The 24,820-nt window shown below is 46.7% G+C and carries 24 protein-coding genes; 5 read left to right on the top strand and 19 right to left on the bottom strand.

Translation table 11 applies throughout. The features are described 5' to 3' along the window. Positions 1 to 14: 14 nt before the first annotated feature. From QZ375_RS06195 to QZ375_RS06225, 7 genes are all read right to left on the bottom strand, one after another. Positions 15 to 1,691 (bottom strand): DHHW family protein, encoded by a 1,677-nt coding sequence (locus QZ375_RS06195; RefSeq protein ID WP_295216875.1) that lies wholly within the window; start codon positions 1,689 to 1,691, stop codon positions 15 to 17. Positions 1,692 to 1,709: 18 nt separating this feature from the next. Continuing rightward, on the bottom strand, positions 1,710 to 3,116 hold the full coding sequence (locus QZ375_RS06200; protein WP_295216878.1) for an MBOAT family O-acyltransferase: 1,407 nt from the start codon (positions 3,114 to 3,116) through the stop codon (positions 1,710 to 1,712). A 182-nt stretch (positions 3,117 to 3,298) separates the two neighbouring features. Then, positions 3,299 to 4,291: an SPFH domain-containing protein gene (locus QZ375_RS06205; RefSeq protein WP_295216881.1), complete on the bottom strand. Its 993-nt coding sequence runs from the start codon at positions 4,289 to 4,291 to the stop codon at positions 3,299 to 3,301. A gap of 33 nt (positions 4,292 to 4,324) precedes the next feature. Beyond that, entirely contained in the window at positions 4,325 to 4,792 is a 468-nt protein-coding gene (locus QZ375_RS06210) for an NfeD family protein (protein WP_295216884.1), read from the bottom strand. A 176-nt stretch (positions 4,793 to 4,968) separates the two neighbouring features. Then, positions 4,969 to 5,781: an HAD family hydrolase gene (locus QZ375_RS06215; RefSeq protein ID WP_295216887.1), complete on the bottom strand. Its 813-nt coding sequence runs from the start codon at positions 5,779 to 5,781 to the stop codon at positions 4,969 to 4,971. A gap of 77 nt (positions 5,782 to 5,858) precedes the next feature. Continuing rightward, positions 5,859 to 6,572 (bottom strand): CpsB/CapC family capsule biosynthesis tyrosine phosphatase, encoded by a 714-nt coding sequence (locus tag QZ375_RS06220; protein ID WP_295216890.1) that lies wholly within the window; start codon positions 6,570 to 6,572, stop codon positions 5,859 to 5,861. Next, positions 6,569 to 8,083 carry a polysaccharide biosynthesis tyrosine autokinase gene (locus QZ375_RS06225; RefSeq protein WP_295216893.1) on the bottom strand — a complete coding sequence of 505 codons (1,515 nt, stop codon included), beginning with the start codon at positions 8,081 to 8,083 and terminating at the stop codon, positions 6,569 to 6,571. The genes QZ375_RS06220 and QZ375_RS06225 overlap by 4 nt, the downstream gene beginning before the upstream one ends. A gap of 164 nt (positions 8,084 to 8,247) precedes the next feature. On the opposite strand from QZ375_RS06225, the gene QZ375_RS06230 reads away from it, so the two are divergent. Beyond that, positions 8,248 to 8,487, top strand: coding sequence for a helix-turn-helix transcriptional regulator (locus tag QZ375_RS06230; RefSeq protein ID WP_295216895.1), 240 nt, complete (start codon positions 8,248 to 8,250; stop codon positions 8,485 to 8,487). 51 nt (positions 8,488 to 8,538) lie between these two features. Here QZ375_RS06230 and QZ375_RS06235 read toward each other — a convergent pair whose 3' ends face one another. From QZ375_RS06235 to QZ375_RS06285, 11 genes are all read right to left on the bottom strand, one after another. Continuing rightward, positions 8,539 to 9,852: an MATE family efflux transporter gene (locus tag QZ375_RS06235; protein WP_295216898.1), complete on the bottom strand. Its 1,314-nt coding sequence runs from the start codon at positions 9,850 to 9,852 to the stop codon at positions 8,539 to 8,541. Positions 9,853 to 9,973: 121 nt separating this feature from the next. Next, positions 9,974 to 10,375: a hypothetical protein gene (locus QZ375_RS06240; protein WP_295216901.1), complete on the bottom strand. Its 402-nt coding sequence runs from the start codon at positions 10,373 to 10,375 to the stop codon at positions 9,974 to 9,976. Continuing rightward, positions 10,372 to 11,202, bottom strand: coding sequence for a deoxyribonuclease IV (locus QZ375_RS06245; protein ID WP_295216904.1), 831 nt, complete (start codon positions 11,200 to 11,202; stop codon positions 10,372 to 10,374). Before QZ375_RS06245 ends, QZ375_RS06240 begins: the two co-directional genes overlap by 4 nt. After that, positions 11,202 to 12,218: a hypothetical protein gene (locus tag QZ375_RS06250; RefSeq protein ID WP_295216907.1), complete on the bottom strand. Its 1,017-nt coding sequence runs from the start codon at positions 12,216 to 12,218 to the stop codon at positions 11,202 to 11,204. Before QZ375_RS06250 ends, QZ375_RS06245 begins: the two co-directional genes overlap by 1 nt. Before the next feature lie 42 nt (positions 12,219 to 12,260). Continuing rightward, positions 12,261 to 12,893, bottom strand: coding sequence for a hypothetical protein (locus QZ375_RS06255; RefSeq protein ID WP_295216910.1), 633 nt, complete (start codon positions 12,891 to 12,893; stop codon positions 12,261 to 12,263). After that, positions 12,890 to 13,378: a flavodoxin family protein gene (locus QZ375_RS06260; RefSeq protein ID WP_295216913.1), complete on the bottom strand. Its 489-nt coding sequence runs from the start codon at positions 13,376 to 13,378 to the stop codon at positions 12,890 to 12,892. The genes QZ375_RS06255 and QZ375_RS06260 overlap by 4 nt, the downstream gene beginning before the upstream one ends. 67 nt (positions 13,379 to 13,445) lie before the next feature. Next, positions 13,446 to 13,925 carry an SMI1/KNR4 family protein gene (locus QZ375_RS06265; RefSeq protein WP_295216915.1) on the bottom strand — a complete coding sequence of 160 codons (480 nt, stop codon included), beginning with the start codon at positions 13,923 to 13,925 and terminating at the stop codon, positions 13,446 to 13,448. Positions 13,926 to 14,003: 78 nt separating this feature from the next. Continuing rightward, on the bottom strand, positions 14,004 to 15,629 hold the full coding sequence (gene lysS, locus QZ375_RS06270; RefSeq protein ID WP_295216917.1) for a lysine--tRNA ligase: 1,626 nt from the start codon (positions 15,627 to 15,629) through the stop codon (positions 14,004 to 14,006). 22 nt (positions 15,630 to 15,651) lie between these two features. Continuing rightward, positions 15,652 to 16,122, bottom strand: coding sequence for a transcription elongation factor GreA (greA, locus tag QZ375_RS06275; RefSeq protein ID WP_295216919.1), 471 nt, complete (start codon positions 16,120 to 16,122; stop codon positions 15,652 to 15,654). 117 nt (positions 16,123 to 16,239) lie between these two features. Next, complete coding sequence (locus tag QZ375_RS06280) at positions 16,240 to 17,361, bottom strand: class I SAM-dependent RNA methyltransferase (RefSeq protein ID WP_295216921.1); 1,122 nt, start codon at positions 17,359 to 17,361, stop codon at positions 16,240 to 16,242. An 81-nt stretch (positions 17,362 to 17,442) separates the two neighbouring features. Next, the gene (locus QZ375_RS06285; RefSeq protein ID WP_295216924.1) at positions 17,443 to 19,929 is read right to left on the bottom strand and encodes a transglycosylase domain-containing protein; all 2,487 of its coding nucleotides are present in this window, start codon (positions 19,927 to 19,929) and stop codon (positions 17,443 to 17,445) included. A 233-nt stretch (positions 19,930 to 20,162) separates the two neighbouring features. Here QZ375_RS06285 and QZ375_RS06290 point away from each other — a divergent pair, with 233 nt between their 5' ends. Then, positions 20,163 to 20,492 carry a hypothetical protein gene (locus tag QZ375_RS06290; RefSeq protein ID WP_295216927.1) on the top strand — a complete coding sequence of 110 codons (330 nt, stop codon included), beginning with the start codon at positions 20,163 to 20,165 and terminating at the stop codon, positions 20,490 to 20,492. 139 nt (positions 20,493 to 20,631) lie between these two features. Here the strand turns inward: QZ375_RS06290 and QZ375_RS06295 are convergent, their stop codons facing one another. Beyond that, the gene (locus tag QZ375_RS06295) at positions 20,632 to 21,525 is read right to left on the bottom strand and encodes a DUF2935 domain-containing protein (protein WP_295216929.1); all 894 of its coding nucleotides are present in this window, start codon (positions 21,523 to 21,525) and stop codon (positions 20,632 to 20,634) included. Between the two features lie 319 nt (positions 21,526 to 21,844). Between QZ375_RS06295 and QZ375_RS06300 the strand changes: the two genes are divergently transcribed. From QZ375_RS06300 to QZ375_RS06310, 3 genes are all read left to right on the top strand, one after another. Further along, positions 21,845 to 22,324 carry a sigma-70 family RNA polymerase sigma factor gene (locus QZ375_RS06300; protein WP_295216931.1) on the top strand — a complete coding sequence of 160 codons (480 nt, stop codon included), beginning with the start codon at positions 21,845 to 21,847 and terminating at the stop codon, positions 22,322 to 22,324. Beyond that, positions 22,297 to 23,634, top strand: coding sequence for a hypothetical protein (locus tag QZ375_RS06305; RefSeq protein ID WP_295216932.1), 1,338 nt, complete (start codon positions 22,297 to 22,299; stop codon positions 23,632 to 23,634). The genes QZ375_RS06300 and QZ375_RS06305 overlap by 28 nt, the downstream gene beginning before the upstream one ends. 87 nt (positions 23,635 to 23,721) lie before the next feature. Continuing rightward, a complete protein-coding gene (locus QZ375_RS06310; protein ID WP_295216934.1) occupies positions 23,722 to 24,795 on the top strand; it encodes a dockerin type I repeat-containing protein in 1,074 nt (357 codons plus the stop codon). The last annotated feature ends 25 nt before the right edge of the window (positions 24,796 to 24,820 follow it).

A 24,820-nucleotide genomic window follows, 5' to 3' on the forward strand; every position in this document is an offset into this window, starting at 1 on the left:
GAAAAAGCCTTTCGTTACTGCGTTCGGATGGTTTCCAGGCATTCGCTGTTGCCGCCGGTAGCGCTGAAAGTGTTCATCGCAAAAAGCACATCGGTTGCGCCTACCTGCTGCATAAAGGAAACAGCATTCAGATCGAAATACCGCATGTCAATGACATAGATATCAGTGAAAGATTGGGTCAGATAGGGGACAAGGGCATTGCCATAGCTGTCTTTCACAATGACAAGGGTACGGTTATTGGTGGCATCTGTCTTGACATGGGTGATCTTTTCGTCACCGCCCATGAATACCAGATACCAGCTGACCGGTTCCACATTATCCAGATTGATCATGAGATTGCCATCCCGTTCGTTGGTGAAATTTGTGTCATAGTATGTTGTAGTGTAGCGGTTCGTAGGAGTGTAATAGGTGAAATTCTCTGGATTTTCCTGTAAAACAGCACTCTTGGTAAAGGTGTACATGCTGCCAAGATAACCGGGAAGTGTTGTTTCCGTGTAGTCAGACAGGTCAGCAAAAGGCACTTTTGCCGTTTTTGCAAAGGCACTTGCCGCATAATACGCACCCAATGGCAGCCAATGATGATCTGTCCGTGCATAAATGTCTTCACTAGTGTGTTGCGCCAGTACGGAATAAGCATCGACTGGTGTGACATCCTGGAGATGCTCGTTGATGTGTTCGATATTATCCGGTTCGCTTCCGGTGTAGCCGGAATAGGAATCCGGCAGGTAAAAGGAAACTGCTGTAGGTGCAACCAGGGAATAGACATTGACATTTTCGCCCAATGCATTTTTGTATGTGTTGAGGCAGGCTGCGTAGGATTCTCCACGGGAAAAACTACCGCCATAAACACTCAGTGCCCGTTTGTCCACCAAAACAATTCCATCACCGATCTCAACAGGGTCTGCTTCGGGGAGTTTTGTGGTAACAGCTGTGGTGGTAGTCAGTTCTGTTGCATCGCTTGCCACGGGGATAGTTGTTTCTGCCGGAGTATCTATTTCCTGCGTGTCCTCTTTTGCAGAAGCATTGATTTGCTTGACATTCCCATAGAATGTTACCTGATCTTCTCCTTGCAAGCCCTTATAGCTTTCTAGCTGGCTAATGAGGTGCTTGAAGAAGCTTCTTCCCGGAACAGTATCCTCATAGTAGGTCATGATATCTGCTGTATAGGAACCGTCTTTCAAGGATTCCCAGGAAAATTCCGGAAATTCCGCAAGTTTGCGATTTTCCTCGGCAGATTCCGTGGGACGTGCACCTACCATCAGGAAAATGGAGCCGCCGAAAAGAATCGAGCCCAGAGCGAAAATTCGTACAACTGCGCCGATCCGGTTGGTAATGAGGATCTGCCGCCGCAGCTTGTGGCGTGCTTTTCGTTCCTTTGCAGATTCTTTTGTTTCCGTATCAGAAACAGATTCTGTTTCTGTTTGCTGTTCCATTTCTTCTGCGATGTCAAACTGGGGATAGGAATCGTCATCGGGTTCATCCGGTGGGACAGGCTCGGTAGATATGGGTTTCGGTTCTGTTTCCAGGACAAGCTGCGGTTCCGGTTGGATTGCAGGTTGAAGCGGTTTTTCGTTCATAGCACGAAAGCGATTCAGATCTTGCTGCACTTCCTGGAATTTTTCTTCCAGAGCGGCATCCAGATCAAAATTGTCCCCTTGAGAATCGTTCTGGGGCTTCTGTGTATTTGCCATTTCGGTGCACTCCTTTCATCAGAATTTGGTATACAGGAACGGCATATTGGTGGCGTCTACCATCAATATGCTGCTGACGATCAGCAGTCCTGCCGCCAGAATGGTTCCTGTCACAGAGAATGCTAAGTTGACACCTGGATTCTGTTTCATCCATTTTTTCGGCAGTTCCAGCAGTGGGAAACAGCAGAGCAGTGCAGCGATCAGTAGGAAGAGATTACTGCGGACAGACGTGATGAGTACAGCGTCTGTCATACCTGTTCCATTTTGTCCTGCCATTGCCAGGAACAGATCCCCCAGTCGGGTCAGGCTGCCAGTGCAGTAGAAAATACCGAATCCTACGACGATGATCAGCTTATTGCAGATGTGACGAATTACAGCAGGAATCTTTTTCATACCCTTTTTGCCAATGCCCATTTCCATCATGATAAACAGTCCGTAATAAATACCCCAGACGATGTAGTTCCAGCTTGCACCATGCCACAAGCCGGTGCAGAACCATACCAGAAGCAGACCGCCGATCTTGCGCCGTTTGCCGAAAATGGGGACATAGAGCAGATAGTCACGGAAAAACGTGCCCAGAGAGATATGCCATCTCTGCCAGAATTCGGTGATATCTTTGCACAGGAAAGGATGGCGGAAGTTTTCCTCCAGATGGAATCCAAAGATCCGGGCGATACCAATGGCAATGTCAGAATAGCCGGAGAAGTCGAAGTACATTTGCAGCGCAAAGAGAATCACACCGTACCAGACACCAAGTGTGGTCTGGGTTGTGATATTATCCCCCAGAAATTGTTCTACGATGCCAGAGAGATTGTCCGCCAGAATGACTTTTTTGCCGAGTCCAATGGCAATTCTGCCGAAACCGTTACTGAGATCATCCGCAGAAATGGTGCGGTGATGCAGGTCATTCTGCATGGTCTCATAACGGGCAATAGGTCCGGAGACAGTAATGGGGAAAAAGGATGTATAGAGCAGAAATGTAAAGAAATTGCGTTCTGCTTTTACTTTGCCCCAGGCGCAGTCAATGAGATAGGAGACGATGCGGAAGGTAAAGAAGCTGATGCCCAAAGGCAGCGGCAGATTTGGTACGGGAATGGACAAAGAGAACCATTGGTTCAAGTTTTCGATCACAAAGCCAGTGTATTTGAATCCCACCAATACGCCCAGATTGAGCACCAGTCCCAGCGCCAGAAACAGTTTTCCTTGGGTGCGGTCCTGGAAATGATCAATGGCACGTCCCAGGATGAAATTGACCAGCGCACTGAGTAATATCAGCCATAAAAAGGATGGCTCACCCCAAGCGTAAAACAGCAGGGAAAAGACAATGAGAACTGCATTGCGATAGGCTGTTTTTTTGGTGGCAAAATAGCAGAGGAAACAGATGGTGAAAAACAGATAAAGAAAGAATAATCTGGAAAATATCATGATGACACTACCTCTTCAATGACATGTTTAGACTCTGATTATCATTATACAACAAATTATGACCGAATTGCAAGAGAATCGGAATGAAGAATGATGATTCTGCAAAAATCGTTTCTTTCCACAAAAAAAGACGGCACAAAGCCGCCTTTTTTAGACAAATTGAAATTGGGTTTTTGAGATGATCATTGCTTGGGCGCAGCAGGTGTATCGCCCTCAATATCCTTTGTGGAGATGACCTCCTTCAGACCGGTTGCCAATCCTGCCAGCCCCTGGATCTCGCTGGGGATAATGATCTTCGTTGCCTTTCCGTCTGCTGCCTTTTCGAAAGCTTCCAGAGATTTCAACTTCAGTACAGCCTCGTTAGGATTTGCTTCGTTCAGCTTCACAAGGCTGTCTGCCAGTGCTTTTTGTACCAATTCGATTGCCTGGGCTTCACCCACGGCAATACGCATTTTCTGTTCCTTGATTGCCTCGCCTCGCAGGATCACGGCTTCTTTGTCAGCTTCTGCCTTGAGGATCGCAGTCTGCTTGTCAGCTTCTGCACGGAGGATCTTGGCTTCCTTTTCACCCTGAGCAACTGTAACCTGATATTCCCGTTCACCCTGTGCACGGAGGATCTTTTCACGCTTTTCACGTTCAGCCTTCATCTGTTTTTCCATGGCGTCACGGATCTCATTGGGGGGCAGGATATTTTTCAGTTCCACACGAATGACCTTGATACCCCAGCGATCTGTTGCCAGATCCAAAGTCTCCGTGATTCTGGTGTTGATCAGATCACGGGAAGTTAGTGTGGCATCCAGTTCCAGTTCACCAATGATGTTACGAAGCGTTGTAGCAGTCAAATTTTCAATGGCAGCAATGGGATGCTCCACACCGTATGCAAATTGTACAGCGTTTGTGATCTGAAAGAACACAACAGTGTCGATCTGCATGGTAACATTATCTTTTGTGATAACTGCCTGGGGTTTGAAGTCCACCACCTGTTCCTTGATAGAAACACGTTTTGCCACCCGGTCAAGAAACGGGACCAGGAAATGGATACCAGTTCCCCATGCCTTGTAGAACGCACCGAGACGTTCTACAACGTAGACGTTTGCCTGGGGCACAATACGGATTCTGGTGATAAGTACCAGAAGAATAAAGATAACCAAAATTAAGATAATGATGTAGGGCATAATATTTCTCCTTTTTCATACAATTCTGTCAAATCATGTGTGATTGGTTACGACTGCGGCAGATTCGGGCAGTTGGCTGACAAACAACTTTGTGCCTTCCACCGCTTCAATGCGGACGCTGGTCTGTTCCGGGATTACTGCACCATTTTGAGAAACTGCGATCCAGTCTACGCCGTCCAGACGGACACGCCCGGTGCCTTTGATGGGATCAATGGGCTGGATCACCACAGCAATGCGTCCGATTTCCTGAGTGTTTGTGTCCTTGATGCCAAAAGTGAAGACCTTTTTCACAATTGGGCGTGTACATACCAGAAGCAATACAGAGACGGCAACAAAGAGTACACACTGTACCACAGGGGATGCGCCAAAGCAGGCTGCCACAAATGCAGCAAGTGCGCCTGCGGCAAACCAGATGCTGATGAGCTGCTGGCTGATGATCTCTGCCACCACTGTCAAGACAAGCAATCCGCCCCAAATCAGAAACGGCATATAAGCTTCCATTTGAGAAACTCCTTTCGTATGTCCAGATGAATCAATCTATGACAATCCAATACAAAAATGTACGAGATCGTCAAAGACATTATACCATACTTCTGTCGCTTTGTAAATAGTTTTTTGCAAAATATGCAAGTATATGACGAACAAAGTCATCAGGTGTTCTTTGTGCGGTGTTGTCTTTAAATATCATCCAGGTGTATCCCCAGAGTTTCGCAGATCACACGTACCACGCCATTTTCTGTGTTGGGTGGTGCAAGGTGTTTTGCATGTGCACGCACCCGTTCTGGTGCATTTTCCATGGCATAACTGAATTCTGCGCATTTCAGCATAGAAATATCGTTGTCATAATCCCCGAAGGTCATGGTTTCCGCTGCTGTAATGCCAAACCGCTCCTGCAATGCTGTGACAGCTGCGCCTTTGGTAATGCCTTTACGCATAATGTCCATCCAGCAATCGCCGGAAATGAGTAATTCATAGTCATCTCCGAATGCGTTCTGCATGGCTGGATATGTCTCTTGCTCCGGTCCGTTCATATTGCAAAGGGCAATTTTCAGGATCGGTTCATCCACAGTATAAAGCGTTTCATAGGCAACTTTTTTGAACTGGAGATAAAACCGCTTGATCTCTTCCTGCATAGCATCATTTGCATCGGCAGGATAATAGATGTTGTGAAAGCCGCAGAGCACCGGAACTGTGCCGGGCAATGTCTGACATAAATCCAGTACACGATGTACGGTTGCGCTGGGCAAGCTGTGGAGCAGCGGTGCTTCGTGGGGATACATGACGCATGCACCATTGTCACAGATGAAAATGATTTCCTCTGCCAGTTCTCCGAACAGTGAAGTCAGTGCCATATGCGACCGTCCGCTTGCAACAGCGAAGGTGATATCCCGGTGATATAATTCTTCCAGTAACGCTGGCAGTTGTTGCGGCAGTTTCTTTTCCGGATTTAAAAGCGTGCCGTCCATGTCGGTAGCAATGAGCTGTATCATACAATTCCTCCTTATCATCTTATGCAATTATAGCATATGCACAAGAAAAGTCAAGGAATGCTCTGTGAACTTTCCGCTCACCCTTTATTGAAAGGCATGCTTAGCTGTTCTGCGTATTTCATCATTTTTTTCGTGTGACTGCCCAACCCTTTCTTTTCCAGAAACTCCAGAGCATGTGCCATATTGACAGGGCGAAGTGTGCAGTTGTGGGCGTCTGTTCCCAGGAGGTGTACTTGTTCGTTTGCGATCCATCGGAGCATACGGCGACGTTGGAACAGGTTGTCGGAAAGAAGCGCACCGCAGCTGATTTGTTTATACACTGGCAGTGCCATAACTTTTTCCCAGCATTTTGCGCCCCAGAGTTGCCGGTAGCGTTCCACGTGTGCTAGTACGATCTGCACTTCATTTTTTTGGAGAACGGCAAGGAGATCCTGCATACAGTTATAATTCATAGCTGTATAAGGTAATTCCAGAAGCAGGGTATTGGTATTTTCAATGCACAAAGGGAGCAGTGATTCGTAGCGCAGGTCTTTTGTCATAGCAACTTCAGCTCCCAGAATCAGTTCCGGCAGTTTTATGTCCGTTTTGGCATAGAGCAGCTGTCTTACCGCATTTTTACGGCGTTGCAAAAAGTTGTCGATGGTTTCATGGCTTCGGTAAAAGTGCGGTGTCAAGATCACACGTTCGACATTTTGTTCCTGTTCAGCACGCAGCATTGCCAGAGACATTTCCAGAGATTCTGAACCATCGTCCATGTGAGGTAGAATATGGCTGTGAAAATCAATGTTCAATGAACTTCCTCCATAACTTTCGCCGCTGTTTCTTTTGATTCCTTTGCATTATCATAGGAATTATAGCAGCTGTATTTTTTGTATTTCCCGGATCCATAACCGGATGACGGACATTTCACATGATTCATTACAATTCCCAATACCGATGTATCGGTCATAGAAATATTCCGCAGTGCATCACGGACATCATCTCTTGTGGTAAAGCCGTATTTCGCTATCAGGATGATGCCGCCGATCTCTGAAGAGAGTCCCAGTATGTCGCTGACCACGTTCACTGGGGGTGCATCCAGCATGACATAATCATAATCCTGTTCTGCCTGTGACAGCAGCTGCCCCATAATAGAAGAGGAAAGCAATTCCGACGGGTTCGGAGGACAGGTTCCGGCAGTGAGTACATCCAGATTTGGAGCGACATTTCGATGGATTGCTTCGTCAAAAGAACATGTCCGTGCCAGCACTTCCGATAGACCAAGGGTATTTGTTAGTTTCAAATACTGATGCTGAACAGGTCTGCGCAGATCGGCATCTATCAGCAGCACCTTTTTTTCTGTCATTGCCTGGATATATGCTAGATTTGCCAGAACGGTGCTTTTCCCCTCTGAAGCATTGGCACTTGTGACCGCAAGAATGCGATGAGATTTTGTTGCTAAGGAAAAAGTCAGATTGTTGCGAATGGCACGATAGGCTTCAACAATATGAAAGGGAAGTGTGTTATGCAGTGCGATTCGATCTGTGTCGCCTGTGATTGCTGCACGATACCGTTGCTTTTTTCTTGGGGTATCCAGGATGTTTGGAATCTCGCCCAGATAGGGAACATCAAGTTGTTGAAAGTCTGTCTCTGATCGGACATGCGTATCCAGAAAATGGAATAAAAAAATCACGATACATGTGAGGGCAAAGCCGCAGAATGCAGCGATCAGTGTGATTTTTGGAATATCCGGTGCAGACGGTGCAGCGGATATTTCAGCAGCACCAATGATTTCAACAGAGCCAGCACCAACAATGCGTATCAAAAACGATGGTGCTACTTCTGCATAGATATCGCAGATGGCAGCGGAAATTTCTGGGTCTTTTGTGGTTGCAGAAATTTTCAATACCTCTGTATTTCCGTCTGATTGCATGGTGACACAGTTTTTCAGTTCATCTGGAGAAATAGCACCATCTGTGACAGAAAAGCAGGAACTGACCTGTGTTTCGCCGTACTGTTCCATGAGATGGTTCCCAACCTCACGTACTACCACGTGATTTTGCAGAATAACAATATAGGTGTCGATCAAGGATTTGGATGCAGCCAGATCCTGCTGGTCAATGGCCTCCTTTTCCTGGTTATTATTCTTGACATACATATATGTGCTGGAAGTATATTCCTTCGGTAGAAAAAACGAAGCATATCCGAACCCTATGCTGCCGCACAATATTGCTGCTGCGAGGATCAGCGGAATGCGGTGCAGAAACACCCGGAGCAGTTCCATGATATCAATTGTAATTTCTTCATTTTCTTGCGGTTTCAAGTAATAGTTCCTCCATTCTATTTTGCATTGCAGTACAGAAAACAATGCATTCTGATGTAGTTGTAAATTTTACCGTGTTTATTATAGCATACTTGCTCCAAAATGTCAACATATGTATTCGTCAAAATGTGCATCAGAGTATATGATAACATAGGGGTGATAATTTGTACCATGGAACTTTAGATCCAGTGATTGTCGGAGAAGTCGTTGCAGAATTTCGGAAGCGCAAGGGTGTTTCCCAGGAGGTGCTTAGCGGCCTGGCAGATATTGGCCGAACGCATCTCAGTGCCATTGAGCGTGGGGAGAGAAAGCCGACGTTGGAAACACTATACCGGATTGCCACAGCATTAAATGTAAAAATGAGTGACATTATTCTGGAGGTGGAGAAAAAACTGGACGTGTAGAATAAAAAAGCGAACACATGCTGAATTTGTGGTTGGCATGTGTTCGCTTTTTTAGATAGATTTACGTTTTCTATGAAACAGGAAAAATGTGGTCAGCCCAAGCGTAACCGCCTCACAGCACGGAAACGCCAACCAGACGCCGGTCATGCCGAAGTACCAGGAAAGCAGTAGTACCAGGGGCAGAATGGCAAGGCAGCCTCTGGTCATGGAGATCCAGAAGCCGTCTGTGGGACGTTCTGAGGCGCTGAGATATGCGGCAAAAATGATATTGATACCGCCGAAAAAGAAGCCTGGAAAATATAGGCGCAGTCCATCCCGTGCGTATGGTATCAGGGCAGCATTGCCCTCTGTGTTGAAAAGGGCAATCAGGGGATCAGACCATGCAAATACTGCTGCATACAACAAAGCGGCAACAATGCACGCCAGAATCAATGCGTCCCGGCGGTATTGCTTTAATGTATGCTGTTCATCAGCACCGTGGGCACGGCTGACCAGAGGCTGTAAACCCTGGGCGATGCCATTATATATAGCGGTTTCTACCAATGCAATATTGGCGACAATTCCGTATGCGGCAACACCAGTATTGCCGGAAATACGCAGAATGACCAGGTTAAACACGGTCAGGACAATGCCAGAGGAAATTTCCGTGAGCCATGCGGAAATGCCAAGCTGGATGGAACGAAATATCTCTTTCGGACGGATGGAACAGCGAATAAAGCGCAGAGTACGGTTTTTACGGAAAAAGTGCAGGGAAAGGACACAAAGTCCTACGACAGGGGAGAAGCCTGTGGCAACTGCCGCACCCACCATGCCCATTTGCAGAGGGAACATGAATACATAGTCCAAGATAATATTGGTAAAACTGCCGGCAAGCATGGATATCATGGCGAGCTGGGGATTGCTGTCGTTCCGCACAAATGCCAGCAGGATCTGATTTGTCAGAAATGCCGGGGCGTACAGCATGAGGATTCGTAGGTAGGGGATCGTCAGGGGCAGTGTTTCTCCATTTGCACCCAGCAGTTGGGAAACGGCTGGTGCACCGAAGATACCCACTGCGGCAAACGCCAGGCTCAGGACAAGTCCAGTGCCGAGAATATTGGGGAAAACAGCGCTGGCATCTGTATCGCACTTTCGGGAGCGCAGGATGGTTGCACGTGTTGCACCGCCTACGCCCAGCAGCAGGCCGGCAGCGGTCAGTGCTGTATATGCGGGAATGGCGAAATTCAGCGCCGCAAGACCATTGCTGCCCATTGCCTTGGCGACAAAATAGGTATCCGCCAGAATATAGCAGGACAATCCGATCATCCCCAGGACATTACAGGAAATATAGCGACAGAAGGTGCGGAAGGCCTGGTTTCGTTTCATGATATCTTCTCCTTTCGTAAAAAAGCCCGGATGTATCTCTTCTCAGACCTAATGAGATACATTCGGGCAGCCATATCCTTACCCGGTGGCAAGGATATGTGAAATTATGTTGTTGTAATTGTTATTTTTCATCATCCAGCAGCTGAATCCGCACAGTTTCAAAAATCTGTGCAGGGTAAGTTTCTCCAATATTGCCAGTATGTGTGATGGAAACGGTATCGCCCACTTCCAGTTCCTCCAGAGAAATCGGCTCAGACCGCCATTCCAGAATGGTATTCGCATCAATCGTCACAGAGAATTCGCCCCTGCTGTTAATATTATTGACATCCAGTCCTTTTACCAGCAGAGATTGTCCGTTGTTTTCCTCAATTTCGGCGTAAAAAGTCTGGTAAAGTGCAGCGTCGTTGGTACTAGCGGAAGAATTATCCTCCTGATTTACGGTATTTCTGCCGATAAAAAATCCGCCGACACCGAAAGCAACAGCAATGATCAATGCTGTCAAACCATAAAAGAGCTTTTTCATTGTGCTGCCTCCTGCATCATGGCAATTTCTGCTGCATATCCTTCGTCCTCGTTCGGCGTTTCCAAAATGAAAGGCAGGTCTTTCAGCGCCGGGTGATTGACTACACGGGTGAGGGCTTCCAGCCCGATACAGCCCTGTCCCAGCTTCTGGTGGCGATCTTTATGGGACCCACAGGGGTTCATGCTGTCATTGAGATGCACAGCATACAGCCGATCCAGACCGATGACCCGGTCAAATTCCGTCAGTACGCCGTCCAGATCGTCCACAATATTGTAACCGCCGTCCCAGATATGGCAGGTGTCCAGGCAGACGCCCATTTTTTCCTGTAATGTCACTCGATCGAGGATCGCCCGGAGTTCCTCAAATTTACCGCCGATCTCGCTGCCTTTTCCAGCCATAGTCTCCAGTAGAACTATGGTATGCTGTTCTGGAGTGAGAGTCTCGTTGAGTGCAGCGGCGATCTGTTCGATGCCGGTCTCTACGCCTTGTCCTGTGTGACTGCCGGGGTGGAAGTTGTAATACTGATTGGGCGTGTACTCCATGCGTACCATATCATCTTTGAGCATATTCAGCCCGAACTGCCGGATATCCGGCTTTGCAGAGCAGAGGTTCATGGTGTACGGTGCATGTGCCACAAGGTGGTCAATGTCATGCTCCTGGGTATAAGCAAGAAATGCCTGGATATCCGATTCGTCAATGGGCTTTGCCGATCCACCCCGTGGATTCCGGGTGAAGAAAGCAAAGGTATTGGCGTTTAATTTCGTGGCATGTTTTGCCATAGCAAGATAGCCCTTGGATGAGGGCAGATGGTTTCCGATTCGCAGCATTATGATTCCTCCGTTTCTGTGGCAACAGTTGCTGTGGCTTCCGAGGTTTCCTCTGGAACAATATCTTCCGGCTCGGTGGTATTGTCCAGATCCTCCATGATCCGTTCCAGCACCTTTGCAGCGATGTCATAGGTTTCCTGCATTTCTTCTTTGCTGTCAGATGTTTTGACAGGGGTACGCAGACCAATGGAGAGGTCACGGTCTACATTGCCAGGATACCCGATTTTTGTGGCAAAATCCGTGTGGCGCAGATAATAGCCGTTTTCACGGATATTTTCATGATCCGGATAGATTTCCTCCAAATTTTCCAGAGTCTCCTCAGCCATGATGTACTCGTTTGCCTTGGCATCGGTCAGTACCATGACAGCTTCTCCCATCTGGAATTCTGCGGAGAGCTTTGTAGCATTTCCCGTGTAATAGTCCATGTCATTGATATTGTCACTGACGGGAATGGGGTAGATATCCACATGGACTTTGCCGTCGCCGTTTTCATCATCTGTGAATTGCTCGAAATATTCTTCCAGTTCATTGGTGCGGTTCTGGATCTCAGAATCGTCGGTAAGAACCATAACGATCATATCCGGGCGTTCCTTTGTGATATAGTCCACAATGAGGAAAACGAAGATGCCCACAATAAAAACGGTAATGCCCAGCCACCATTTGCTGTGATAGAAGAAGTTAGAGATCTTTTTCCAGAAAGAGAGTTTCGGCTTTTCTTCCTTTTCTTCCCGTATGGTCTCGCTTTCTTCAATAACTCCCTGTTTCAGGCGCATGAGTTCGATGCGATCCTGTTGGATTTTCTTAGCGTATTCCTCTTTCTCTTTCTTTTCCCGCTCGGCAATGATCGCCTGACGGCGTTCTTCTGCTTCTGCTTCTTTCTGGGCTTCTTTTTCATCGATCTCACGCATGGTTTCGATGAGGGTTTTGCCTTTTTTCTTCTTTTTCTTTCCGGATTCCTCCGATTGTGGTTCTGCCGGAGACTGTTCCGGCTGCATGGTGTGCTTTTCTTCCTGCATAGGGTGACCTCGCTTTTTGGGTTATATCTTCATATGTTCCACTTATTCTGGGCGATTGCCCAGATCTTTCATTTTTCCGCCGTTTGACCGGATCGCCTGCCGCCATCCCATCTGCGCTGCCATTTTGTAAAGGAATCTGGGAAAGCCCACAGAGACATAGCAATTTTTTGCTTTTTTCCGGTTCTGGATCGTATCTGCAAGAACTTGGAGCGTCTTGTCAATTGGTGCTTTCGGACCTGTTCCGGGTTTGACTTCGGACAGCATGGAAAGTGCACCGCCGCCGCCCACGCCCACGCCGCCTGCCCAGGTATAGCCGGCTTTGATGCACCAGTTCTGTAATATCTGCAATGCAAATTCTGCTTGAATGCCCTCATAGAATCCGCAGTTCGTTATGCCATAGACGAAAATTTCCGGATGATCGGAAAAATGTTTCTCCAGTTCACAGAGGACGGAAAGGAGATGAGACGGTATCCCATCAACATAGAGGGGAAACGAAAATACCCATGCGTCTGCCTGGAAGAGCAGTTCAAACTCTTTCTCCGGCAGATTTCTGGAATGCAGTGCAATTTCCACACATTCCGTTTCTTCGGGAAAGAACGTTTTCAGGTCACTCAGAAGTGTTCTGCTGGCACTTTCCTTCATTTTCGGACTGCCGTTCAGAAGTGCGATCGTCATAACACAACCTTCTCCAGTTCCTGTATGGTTTTGTAGAAGCAGATGGTTTTTACAGTTCCGTCAAAGTTATCTGCATTTGCCTGCAAAATATTTCTTGCAGTTTCCTTTTCCACATCGGAAATATTTTCTCCGTAAAAATATGCGGAAAGGGAGATCTGGTTCTTATACCTGCGCTTATGGTGCATTTCGCCGTCTCGCATGACAAAATCCGGGTGCACATAGGAGATTGCCCTGTCCTGAACTGCCTTTACTGAGGGACTGAATCCGCCATAGCAACAGTTGGAAACATAGATCAACTCAGTACATTTTCCCATGGCAATGCCGGTTTTTTCATAGCCGTCATGGATGACGCAGATGCCCGGAGTTTTTGTCCAGCATCCGAAACAGCCGATACAATGCCGGATGTTGTCATCCGGTGCAATGATATGATGTTCTCCGCTTACCGGATTGCGGAAATGCTCTAAATCTGTAATAATGAGCTTCATAGAAGTTCCTTTCTGGTTGCTCAGTTTCATATATTTTACAAAACAAAAATCCGATCTTATATCTTGGTTAAGCTTGCGCAAGTTCTATCCAATATTCCAGAATTGCTCCAAATTCATTGAAAATGATTCTTTCCGGCTCCTTTTCTTTGTAATCCAGCATAACAAAATTTTTATGTTCCTTATGAACACCGATGCAAGCAAAACCCATTCCCTCACCAATAATCAGATAAGGGGAGTGCTTTTGATAAGATGCATATAGCGCTGTATCTTGATCCTGGGTAACGATTTTTCCATCCTCCTTGACGAAAAAGGTGGGATAGCCCACATTGTTTTTCTTCGGATTATGGATTCCGAATAATTCGATTTCATCAAGAATTCGTGCGCCGTTTGACAGCTTCAAAAAATCCCGATATGATGGAGGAATCTCTATATGGTTTTCTTTTTCGAATTTGCTGATTTGTAGTTCCGTAGTTGGCTGAAAAAATTTGGAATATTGAAATGGTTTCTTATAACTCTGAAGCCATGTGCAGCATTCCTGTATTGTCATGACAATTTATCCTTTCTACAGAAAAAGGGAAACCGGCAGGCGGAACATTCCGTCTGCACCGATTCCCCCTGTCAATGCTTACGCTTCTGTATCTTCTTCGGTTTCTTCCTGTTCTTGTCCCAGCTTCGGCAGCGGCCGCATGGTGGGAAACAGCAGAACGTCACGGATGGATGCGCTGTCTGTCAGCAGCATGACCAGACGATCGACACCGAAGCCCAATCCTCCTGTAGGCGGCATACCATATTCCAGTGCGGTGACGAAATCCTCGTCCACCTCGCCAGTGGGATCACCCAGAGCACGACGTGCTTCAACTTGCTTGATAAAGCGTTCCTTCTGGTCTACCGGGTCGTTCAGCTCCGAAAAAGCGTTGCCCATTTCTCTTGCATAAATGAAATATTCAAAACGTTCTGTAAATGCTGGATCAGAGGGCTTACGCTTAGCCAGAGGAGAGTTCTCTACTGGATAATCATAGATAATGGTGGGCTGAATTAGTTGCTCCTCCACAAAGGCATCAAAAAATGCAATGAGTACGTGTCCCTTTGTAGCGTGCTCGCCTTCTTCTACTTCTACGCCCTTTTCTTTTGCGCAGGCTCTGGCATCTGCATCGGTTTCCCAATCGTTGTAATCTACCCCAGCATATTTTTTAACTGCCTCCGCCATGGTTAGACGTTCCCACGGCTCACCCATGCGGATCTCTGTACCCTGATAGGTGATAACATCCTTGCCGCAGATCTTCCGGGTCAGGGTGCGGTACAGATCTTCAATAATATCCATCATGCCGAAATAATCGGTGTAGGCCTGGTACATTTCAATGGTGGTAAATTCTGGGTTGTGGGAAGGATCCATTCCCTCGTTGCGGAAAATTCTTCCCACTTCGTAAACCCGGTCAAAGCCGCCAACAATGAGCTTTTTCAGATTCAGTTCTGTCTCAATGCGCAGGAACATATCCATATCCAAGGTGTTGTGATGGGTAGTAAAGGGCCTTGCCGCTGCTGCGATCTGAATGGGCAGCAGTACAGGTGTCTCCACTTCCAGATAGCCGATGCCGTCCAGATATGTCCGGATTTCCCGGAGGATCTGACTGCGTGTGACAAAGGTTTTCTTCACATCCGGATTCACGATCAGATCCAGATAGCGCTGACGATACCGGGTGTCCTGATCTTTCAGTCCATGCCATTTTTCCGGCAGAGGCAGGAGAGACTTGGACAGCAGTGTGATCTCCTGTGCGTGAATGGAGATCTCGCCCTTTTTTGTGCGGAATACAAAGCCTTTCACGCCGACAATATCGCCGATATCCCACTTTTTGAAGTCCTGCTTGAAGAATTCCTTGCCCACGTCGTTGGAACGGACATAGACCTGAATGCGGTCGGTGTCGTCACGGACGTCGATGAAGTTAGCACGTCCCATATCACGCCAGCTCATAATACGACCAGCAATGGAAACTGGCTGTTCCTTGAGGGTATCCAGCTTTGCCTGGAGTGCTTCTTCGTCTCCAGCAGCTTCTTCGATGAACCTTGCTTCTGTTTCTTCGTAGGAAGATTTGATAGAAGCCGCTTTTTCTGTCACATCATATTTCGTGATGGTAAACGGATCGTTGCCGTCTGCCTGTCTCTGCCGCAGCTTCTCCAGACGGATCTGCCGCAGTACGTTACGATCCTGTTCCTGCTCCTGTTCCGGAACAGCCGGGTTTGTCTGATTCGCCATTGGTTTCACATCCTCTGTATAATTACTTGCTGATTTCTAGAATTTCAAATTTCAGTTCGCCTGCCGGCGCTTCGATCATAAAAGTATCGCCGACTTTTTTCTTGAGAGCACCCTTTCCGATAGGAGATTCGTCAGAGATCTTGCCCTCGGAGAAGTTCGCCTCATTACTGCTGACGATCTGGAAAGTTTCGATTTTGCCGGTACGGAAATTTTTCAGCTTGACCGTAGAGCCCAGACCAACTTCGTCAATAGAGATGCTGTCATCATCCACTTCCTCGGAATTGTCAAGGGTGTACTGGATCTCTGCGATCTGCGCCTCCAGAATTGCCTGTTCGTTTTTGGCTTCATCGTACTCAGCATTCTCGGAGAGGTCACCCTGTGCACGTGCTTCTTTCAGCTTCTGTGCCATTTCTGCACGGCGGACGGTTACCAAAAAATCGAGTTCTTCCCGCAGCTTTGCTGCACCGGATTTAGAGATCTGTTTCTTCGCCATAATATTGATACTCCTTTGATTTTGATCATAGACAATATTCTTATTATAGTATATTTTTCCGCAGTTGTCAACTAGGAAATTGCGGAGAAAACGGGAATGGCATTACCGCATAAGGATTTATTTCTGATAATAACTCATTAGATTACACTGGATCATGCCATTATACAGCTTTCGTTTTTTATCTGCTTGTTTGCCGAAATGCAGCTCAAAGTCTGCGTCTGGTGTAATGATATAGCAGGGGTGTGCCTTGTCCGCCGGGAAAACCTCTCCCATGATCCGGTAGATGGACTGTGCGTGCTGGATGTCCAGCATTCGCTCACCATAAGGCGGATTGCAGATGGTGATAGCACCTTCCGGCGGGACAAAATCTGCGATATTACACTGAACGATCTCGATCCGGGGCTTCACACCGGCACGGCGGCAGTTCTCCTCTGTCAGAGCGATTGCCTCAGGGTCAATGTCTGAACCAAATGCAGTAAAGGCTGCGTCGTGCTTGATATGACCAACCGCTTCCCCACGTGCTTCCCGCCAGATGCTCTGTGGGATCTGATCCCATTTTTCTGCCAGGAAACGGCGGTTCAGTCCCGGTGCCATACGCATTGCCTTGAATGCAGCTTCGATTAAAATAGTGCCGCTTCCGCAGAAGGGATCGCAAACCACGCTGTCGGAATGTACCCGTGCCAGATCCACAATGCCGGCGGCAAGGGTCTCCTTGATGGGAGCAGCGTTGGCATTTTTCCGGTATCCGCGCTTGTGCAGACCGATTCCGGAGGTGTCCAGATAGATCGTAGCAATGTCCTTGCGAATGGAAAATTGGATGGGATGCGCTGTGCCGGATTCTGTAAACCAACTGATGTGGTAGACAGATTTTAGCCGCTCCACAGCGGCTTTTTTAATGATAGACTGGCAGTCTGGCACGCTGTGCAGTTTGGAATTCAGTGCATGTCCTTTTACTGGGAATGCGTCGTTCTTGCCGATCCACTGTTCCAGCGGCAGTGACTTCACACCTTGGAACAGTTCTTCGAAGGTATATGCTTTAAACTGTCCAAGCTGGATCAGGACACGTTCCGCTGTGGAAAGACAGAGATTCGCTTTGGCAATAACGGAAGCATCTCCCCGGAACAGAACTCTTCCGTCCTGTGCTGTAATATCTGTACCGCCGATTTTTGAAATTTCAAACCGCAATGTACGCTCCAACCCGAAGTGACACGGGCAGCAGAGTAAATAAGTTTCCTGCATGATTTACACATCCTTATCATTTAGTACAAAACCGCCGAAAGAATCAGCGGTCTTGTTTTTCATCGTTTGTCCATAAAATACTTATTGCGCCGGGGCTGTTTCCTGCGCAGCTGGTGCAGTTGTGGCTGCATTGTTTTCTTGAGCATGCGCAGCGGTGGTTTCTGTGGCGGAACCGCTGTTTTCATTTTTTGACTTGGTGGTATAGGACTTCTTGCATTCATCACAAACCGGTGCATTGCTGGATTTCCAGTAGCCGGTAGTGGTGGAACTGCAATTAGGTCCTGCAATCTTACCGGATTTTGTGCAGACTTTTCCTTCAATTACATTGCTGTTTGTGGGATATTCTGCGTCAGTGTCCAGACTGTTTGCATACTCGCCGATGATATTGTACCAGATCTCTGCGGACTTGATCTTGTGGTCCTCGATTTCAGAACGTTCTGTATAGCCGAGCCATACACCGCTGACAAAATCCTCTGTGAGTCCCACAAAGGTCATGTCGTTCCAGTCCTGGGTAGTACCGGTTTTACCTGCTACATGTTTGTTTTCCAGTTTTGCTTTCTGACCAGTACCGTTATTGACAACGTCTTGGAGTAGTTTGTTCATGACATACGCCGTCTCGCTGCTAACCGCCTCGTGGGGAGTACCGTCGTTTTCATAGATCACATCGCCTGCCCCCTGGACAACCTTGCTGACCAGATGTGCTTCATACTGGGTACCACCGTTGCCATAGGGGATATAGCCGTTTACGAGATTTTTCAGTGTCAGACCATAGGTCAATGCACCAACGGTCAGCGGAGAATATGCAATATCGGTATGTCCGTCGCCGGAGTCCTCACAGAGATCAAGGCCTATACGTGTTGTTGCAAATTCAAATACTTTCTGAGGAGTTAATGCATCGCATAGCTGTGCCGGAACGGTGTTGTAGGATTTTTCCAGTGCCTCATAGATCTTCAGATCCTTATGGCTGATGGACATGGCGGAACTGTCTTCACTGTAGTTTGTAGGCCATTTCTTGCCTTCCACTTCAATCGGTTCATCCTTATAAATAGAGCCCCAGTGGATCAGATCGTTTTCCAGTGCCAGTCCATAGGTGGTCAGAGGCTTGATTGTTGAACCCGGTTGACGTGGTTCCATAGTGGCGTAGTTCCAGCAAAGGGGTACGGTCTTTTCACCGGTAGCACCAGCCACTGAAAGGATTTCTCCCTTGTAATTCATGGCAATAAACGCAGATTCGGGGTAGACGATTTCTTCAGTAGTATATTCACCGTCACCATTTGTATCCTGCCACTTTGCGACCCGATCTTTTTCCACTAAATTGTTCAGATCCAAATATTTGTCTTCTACATATTTCTGCATATCCAGATTGACTGTCGTATAGATCTGATAGCCGCCGTGATTAATACGGGTAATTGCCTGCTCTGTAGTCAGGTTAAATTTATCACTGAGATAATCAGCCACTTCATACATGGCAGCATCAATAATCCATGATGTTGTATTATTTGTATCTTTTTCTTCTTCCTTTTCTATCTCTGGATGTGCCGACTTGTATTCTTCGGAATCTGTAAAAATCAGTTTTTCATGCAGTGCCGCCTGGTACTCGTCATAGGTCAGGGCACCATTGTCATACATCTGCCACAGAACATATTCCTGACGTTCCTTGTTCTTCGCACGCCCGGTGTTGACCCATTCGCCCGTGACATCATCGGTATACCCAGCAAAGGGGTTGAGCGTTTCCGGGCTTTTAGGAATTGCTGCCAGGCATGCTGCTTCTGCCACATCCAGATCTGCGGCGCTCTTGCCGAAATATTTCTGTGCAGCGTGCTCAATACCGTTGGAAGTGCCGCCGAAACCGATATAATTCAGATATGTCTCCAGGATCTTGTCCTTGGAATAAGCACGCTCCAGCTCCATAGCACGGAAGATCTCACGGATCTTACGGGAAGGAGACTGTTCGCTGTCGCCAGTAATATTTTTGATGAGCTGTTGTGTAATGGTCGAACCGCCCTGGTTGGTATCATAAATATGAACAAACATATTGACAAATGCAGAAAGGGTACGCTTATAATCGACACCATCGTGGGTGTAGAAACGTTCATCTTCAGCACAGACAAAAGCGTCCCGGACATGCTGGGAGATATTGTCGATGTTGATGGGGATACGCTGAGAGGCATTGCTGACTTCATAGATCTCTACCCACTCGCCGGATTCATCCTGGGCATAGATATTGGTGTTATAGGACAATTCCATTTCTTCAATGGTAACATTTGAAACATCATCCCGGAAATTCATGACATAGACCACAAGGGCGGTGGTAACAATTGTACATGTAATGATGAGGATCAAAAACAGCGCTGCCAGGGTAGAACCGAGAATGGAGAGCGTCTGCCGCAGAATGGGAAATCGCTTGATCTTTACAGTCGGCTCGTCCAGTTCCGGACTGTGATAGGGATATTCCGGGGTACCGGTGGGGCCGTAATATTGCCGTTGGGGTGCACCAGAGCGTGCCTTTGCTGTCCGCTTGGAATTTGCCTCGGAGTTGTTGGCTTTTTTCTTTTTGTTATTTTCCATAATCATGGATCCTTTCGAAGTATCTGCACAAAATGCCGTGCAGGAAAGTGATACAAATGCAGCGAAACAATGCTGCAAAAGAAGCGAAAATCAATACACAACTATTATAACACATTTTTTTGCGGATGTTAAGAGGTGCAGCAGATTTTCTTCGAAAAATATGCAGAATGTATAAACTTACGAATTCTGGCAAGAATATTTCTGGTACTTATAGAAAGAAAGGAAGGCGTTTTATGGAAAAACGAAAGATCGCATGGATGATACTCACCGCCATCACTATCTCTCTGGTGATCGTTGCCGGGTCGCTGACAGTGAGTATGCGGCAGGAGCGCAGTGCTGCTCAAGGGGTAACCACGGAGGAGACAACGACAGAACCAGGATATCTGCTGAAAATCGCTGACGGACAGATCGGGCTGTTCCGGATGGGGAACAGTGTGCCCTATCAGCGACTGGACATGCCGTTGAATCTGCTGTCAGACTATGACCGGGAACAGCTGGAGGAAGGAATCCCGGCGGCAACGGAAACAGAGCTGCGGCAGTTGGTGGAGGATCTGACATCCTGATATGGCTATGAGAAACTCGGAGAACAAAAGGGGCTGTTGCAGGGGCAGAAAAATCCTGATTCACGGGTCGATTTGGGCATCGCACCGTTTTTCTGTTGGATTTTGACTGCTTGCAACAGTCCCTTTTTCAAAAATCAGATTAATATTTCAGCAGGCGGATATAATGATTTGCCTCACGCAGCACATGGTCTGCCAGAAGAGGCAAGATAACAGAGCGGATCTTGCACTGTATGATTCTTTCTGTGCCAGCGGATTTAAAATCCTGTAAGCGAATGGCTTTTTCCAGCGAATCTGACGTTAATGTCTGATTGTGGGCATTGCGGCAGCTCTTCAGCAGTCCGGCAAATTCTTTGGCGAATCCGTCGGCTGTATCGAACAGTTCCGTTTCAGACGGATCCAGAAGTCCCCGGATAAACATGGCGTGTTCCATCATGATCTGATTCCAGAAGCATTCGATCTCTTTCATAGACTGGCAGGGCAGTTCGCCGTCCTGTTCCAGAGTCTGTACATAATTTCTGTACAGCTTTGCTTCACGGATAATATGTTCCAGTAGCAGGGGATAGTTCATGGTAAACATATGACAGCGGAGAACACGCTCCAGAATGCGTTCTTTTAGTCCGATGAGTCTATCCAGAAGTTTCAGAGCATGTCGGTTTAGCCGCTGCACCTGGCATTCTTTCTCCATGCCGCACTGTCTTCGGCAATTGTCGCAGGTCAGAGCCAGTTCCTGCTGGGTAATGTCTTGGCGGATGGGAATTCCGGTAAAACGCTGGGTCTGCTGTTCTGCCAGGGTTGTGTATTCGGTGACAAGCTCGCCGGAATCCAGCACATCGCAACTGATAAGACCGCTGGTGAGCTGGAGCGCCTGCCGGAGTAGGTTTTCAAATTCTCGCTGGTACATCTCTGCCTGTTTGGAAAATGCCGCACCGGCCGGGGTAAACCCTGCCCGGAGAAACAGGGAGTGTTCTTTCATGATACGTCCGAAAAATAAGTGCAGTTCCAGAGACTGCATGACATAATTCTCTGTGTGCATATGTCCCTCCAAAATGATTTCAGTATGACATAGTATATGCACGTGAGGAGGATTTGGTTCAATCCGAACTACTTCTTTATATGTGCCAGAAAGGCAGCCTGCTGATCCAATTTAGGGCAAATAATATTTACCGATAAAGTTTTGCAGATTACATTTTACAGAAAAATCGTAAAGTTTTCATTTTCTATTGTATTTTTCCGGAGATTATGCTAAAATAAAGAAAAACAGCCCCGGATATTCAAAAAATATTTACAATAAAAACCGCAATTTTTTCCTTTTCATCCGTCTAACACTATGAAGGGAGGTAATCGGGGAATCCATGGATCTAAAAGAACAATACAAAAAAATATTTCAATACTGCTATTTTCGCATTCCGAATAGTGAAACTGCCGAGGATCTGACCCAGGAGACCTTCCTTCGATTCCTGGAGCACCCGGAATATCAGGAAAATGGCTGCGAATTGCAGTATTTATACACCATTGCACGGAATCTGTGCATTGACGAATACCGTAAGACATTCCCGGAGGAACTGTCGGAGGAGCTTCCGGACGAGTCGGATCTGGAGACAGAATTGACCGATAGCCTCACGCTTCGCAGCATTATGGAGGCTCTGCCGGAGGAAGAACGGGAAATTATTATGCTGCGGTACATCAATAAGATATCTGTTGCGGATATCAGTAAAATATATCACATATCTTGGTTCGCAATGAACCGTAGGATCAAGAAGATCCTTGTAAAAATGCGGCATGAATTTGAAAAGGAGGGGTTGGAATGCGCCGAAAATTCAGACGAGCACTGAAAAATCTGAACAAAGCCTATGATTTTCCGAATCCGACCCGTGAAGATGCTTTTTTTCGGAATCTGGAAGAAAAAACGAAAAAAAAATCGCTGTTTTTTCTGATCCTGGAACATAGGGCAATAGTTTGTCAGGCAGCAGCTTTGTGCACAGTCGTAATCGTTATGGCTGGAGGATATGGTATTTATCAGAATTATAGAAATGGCAGCGGCAGCATTCCCATAGCGGATATTGAGGATTCTGTCGGTGAGACTGATATGTCTAGTGAGGTGGAAGAACAGACTTCCTCTGCGGATACGCAGGAAACTTTCTCTGCTGTGGATGAAACAACAACAGAAGCTGTCGTTTCCGCAACAACAGATCTGCCCGTTGTTCCGCAAAGCGAAACAATAGTACATACTACCGAAATACGTCAGAACAGTCAACAGCAGGCGACAACGATTGTTATCCGAAAGACACAGAACCAGAAAACCACGAAAGCTACTGCTATGACAAGAAAAGAAACCAAAGAAACTACCCGGACATCCCAGGCAACGACTACGACAAAGCGGACAACCAAAACAACTGCGGCTGCAACAACGACAGCAAAGCCTGCATCGACGCAGACGACAGCATCCAGTACAGTTACTACAATGGTTTCGTCCGGCGGTCAGGCACCGCCCTCAAATGAGGTAAACAATGGTGCAACAACTGTTCCCCCTACCGGCGATGAAGAAACAGAAGTGACTGCAGATTATCGTGTGACACCGGCATATCGCTATGAGAAAACAGATACCATTATAAATATAAAAAGTGAGCCGGTAGGGCCGTCGGATGATGTGAAACCAATTTCCCCATGGATGATTCAAGCAGATTGTTCGGATCAGATCGTCTCTGGAACAGTAATCGGACTGACTTATACTCGGATCGGGAACGAACTCTGGACGCAGGTGGATCTTGTGATCACGGATGTTTATGATGGGACACTGCGGCAGGGAGATAAGATATCTGTCTATGAAAAGGGCGGCTATATTCCACTATCAGAATATCTGGCACTGTATCCAGAATTGTCTTCTATGTTTCCGATAACTGATGAGGAGATTCAGAATATGACCTGTTTTGATCCGTATATGCAGGAAACTTCCTCAGCACTGGGCGAAACTTGTCTGTATTTTTTGCAGGAGGGTTTCAGCGCTGTTCCGGCAGGCGCATATCAGTATGTAAGCAATGCGGATGTATCCCGGTATCAATGGAACGGCAGTAGCTTTGTCAATGTGCTGTATCGCTCTAATACGTTTCAAGAAGAGGAACTTGTGGAATATTTGCGGCGCTGAGAGCCTGTTTCGTATCTTTGCACCACATCCTATTCGTGAATAACAAATAACTTAAAAAATCGTTATGATTCAGAAAGGACGATAAATTTGAGTAAACATAAAAAGGTCAAAAAATATTGTCGGGGATTACTCAGCGTTGCAATGGGAAATCTTGTTCTAATATCTTCCTTTCCCATTTTTGCTTCGGCGAATTCCAGTGATTATGAATATGAATTAAACTTAACCTGCAGTTCAACACATTACCTTGATGATGAGGATACAACAACATACTTCTACGCAGAAACTGACTACGAGGGTGAGAGTGTTACCCTTGTCAACGCTGACGATTTGACAGAGTATACAATGCTTGACGATGGAAAATTTTCCGTAAGCGGTGACGACCTCCCACATGACGGAGTATACTCCGCCAAAATTGAACTAGATACAAGCGGTGCAACTTATGAAGATCCGAAAGTCTTATCGTTTTATGCGATTACGGAAGACGGTGTTAAATCTAAAACAATCACTATAAAGATTGTAAAAAGGATTACAACACTTCAAATTTCAGAAATGGCTGCTGTTAATGAAATGATCGATGCTTTGATTGCGTCAGAAAGCTACACATCATCAAGCTTTGAAGAAAAAAATTCTATGATTTATGAACTTTTGATTAGTCTTGCCGAGCATGGAACGGAAGAATATCCGTATAGCCTGATTTTCCCTGATTCTATCAACTTCACAGGAAAGATGTATGCATTCAAACATTCATGTGGTGCATTGGGGTGCGTTTCTATTACTGACCCATTTACTGACCCACTCCAGCCTGAAACAACAACGACCGCTGCTGTCACCACAGAAAAAACAGAGACAACTACTACCGCAACCAACACAACAACTTCAACGAATACTGTCACATCGACTGATACAGAAGTCACAACAACCACTACTACTACAGCTGCAACCGAAGCAACAACTATCTCTACTAGTTTTTTGCCTGGAGATTGCAATGATGATGGTGTTTTTAACATATCTGATGTGATACTTTTTCAAAAATGGTTGTTAGCTGTACCAGATACGACGCTTACCAATTGGAAGACGGTGGATTTATACGAAGACGACAAATTAAATGCGTTTGACCTTTGTGTGATGCGGAATTTGCTGTTGGATAGCACGACAGATTAAACAATATGGATAAATAAACTTCATC

Source organism: Ruminococcus sp., from assembly GCF_019417665.1.
GTDB lineage: Bacteria > Bacillota > Clostridia > Oscillospirales > Ruminococcaceae > Ruminococcus_C.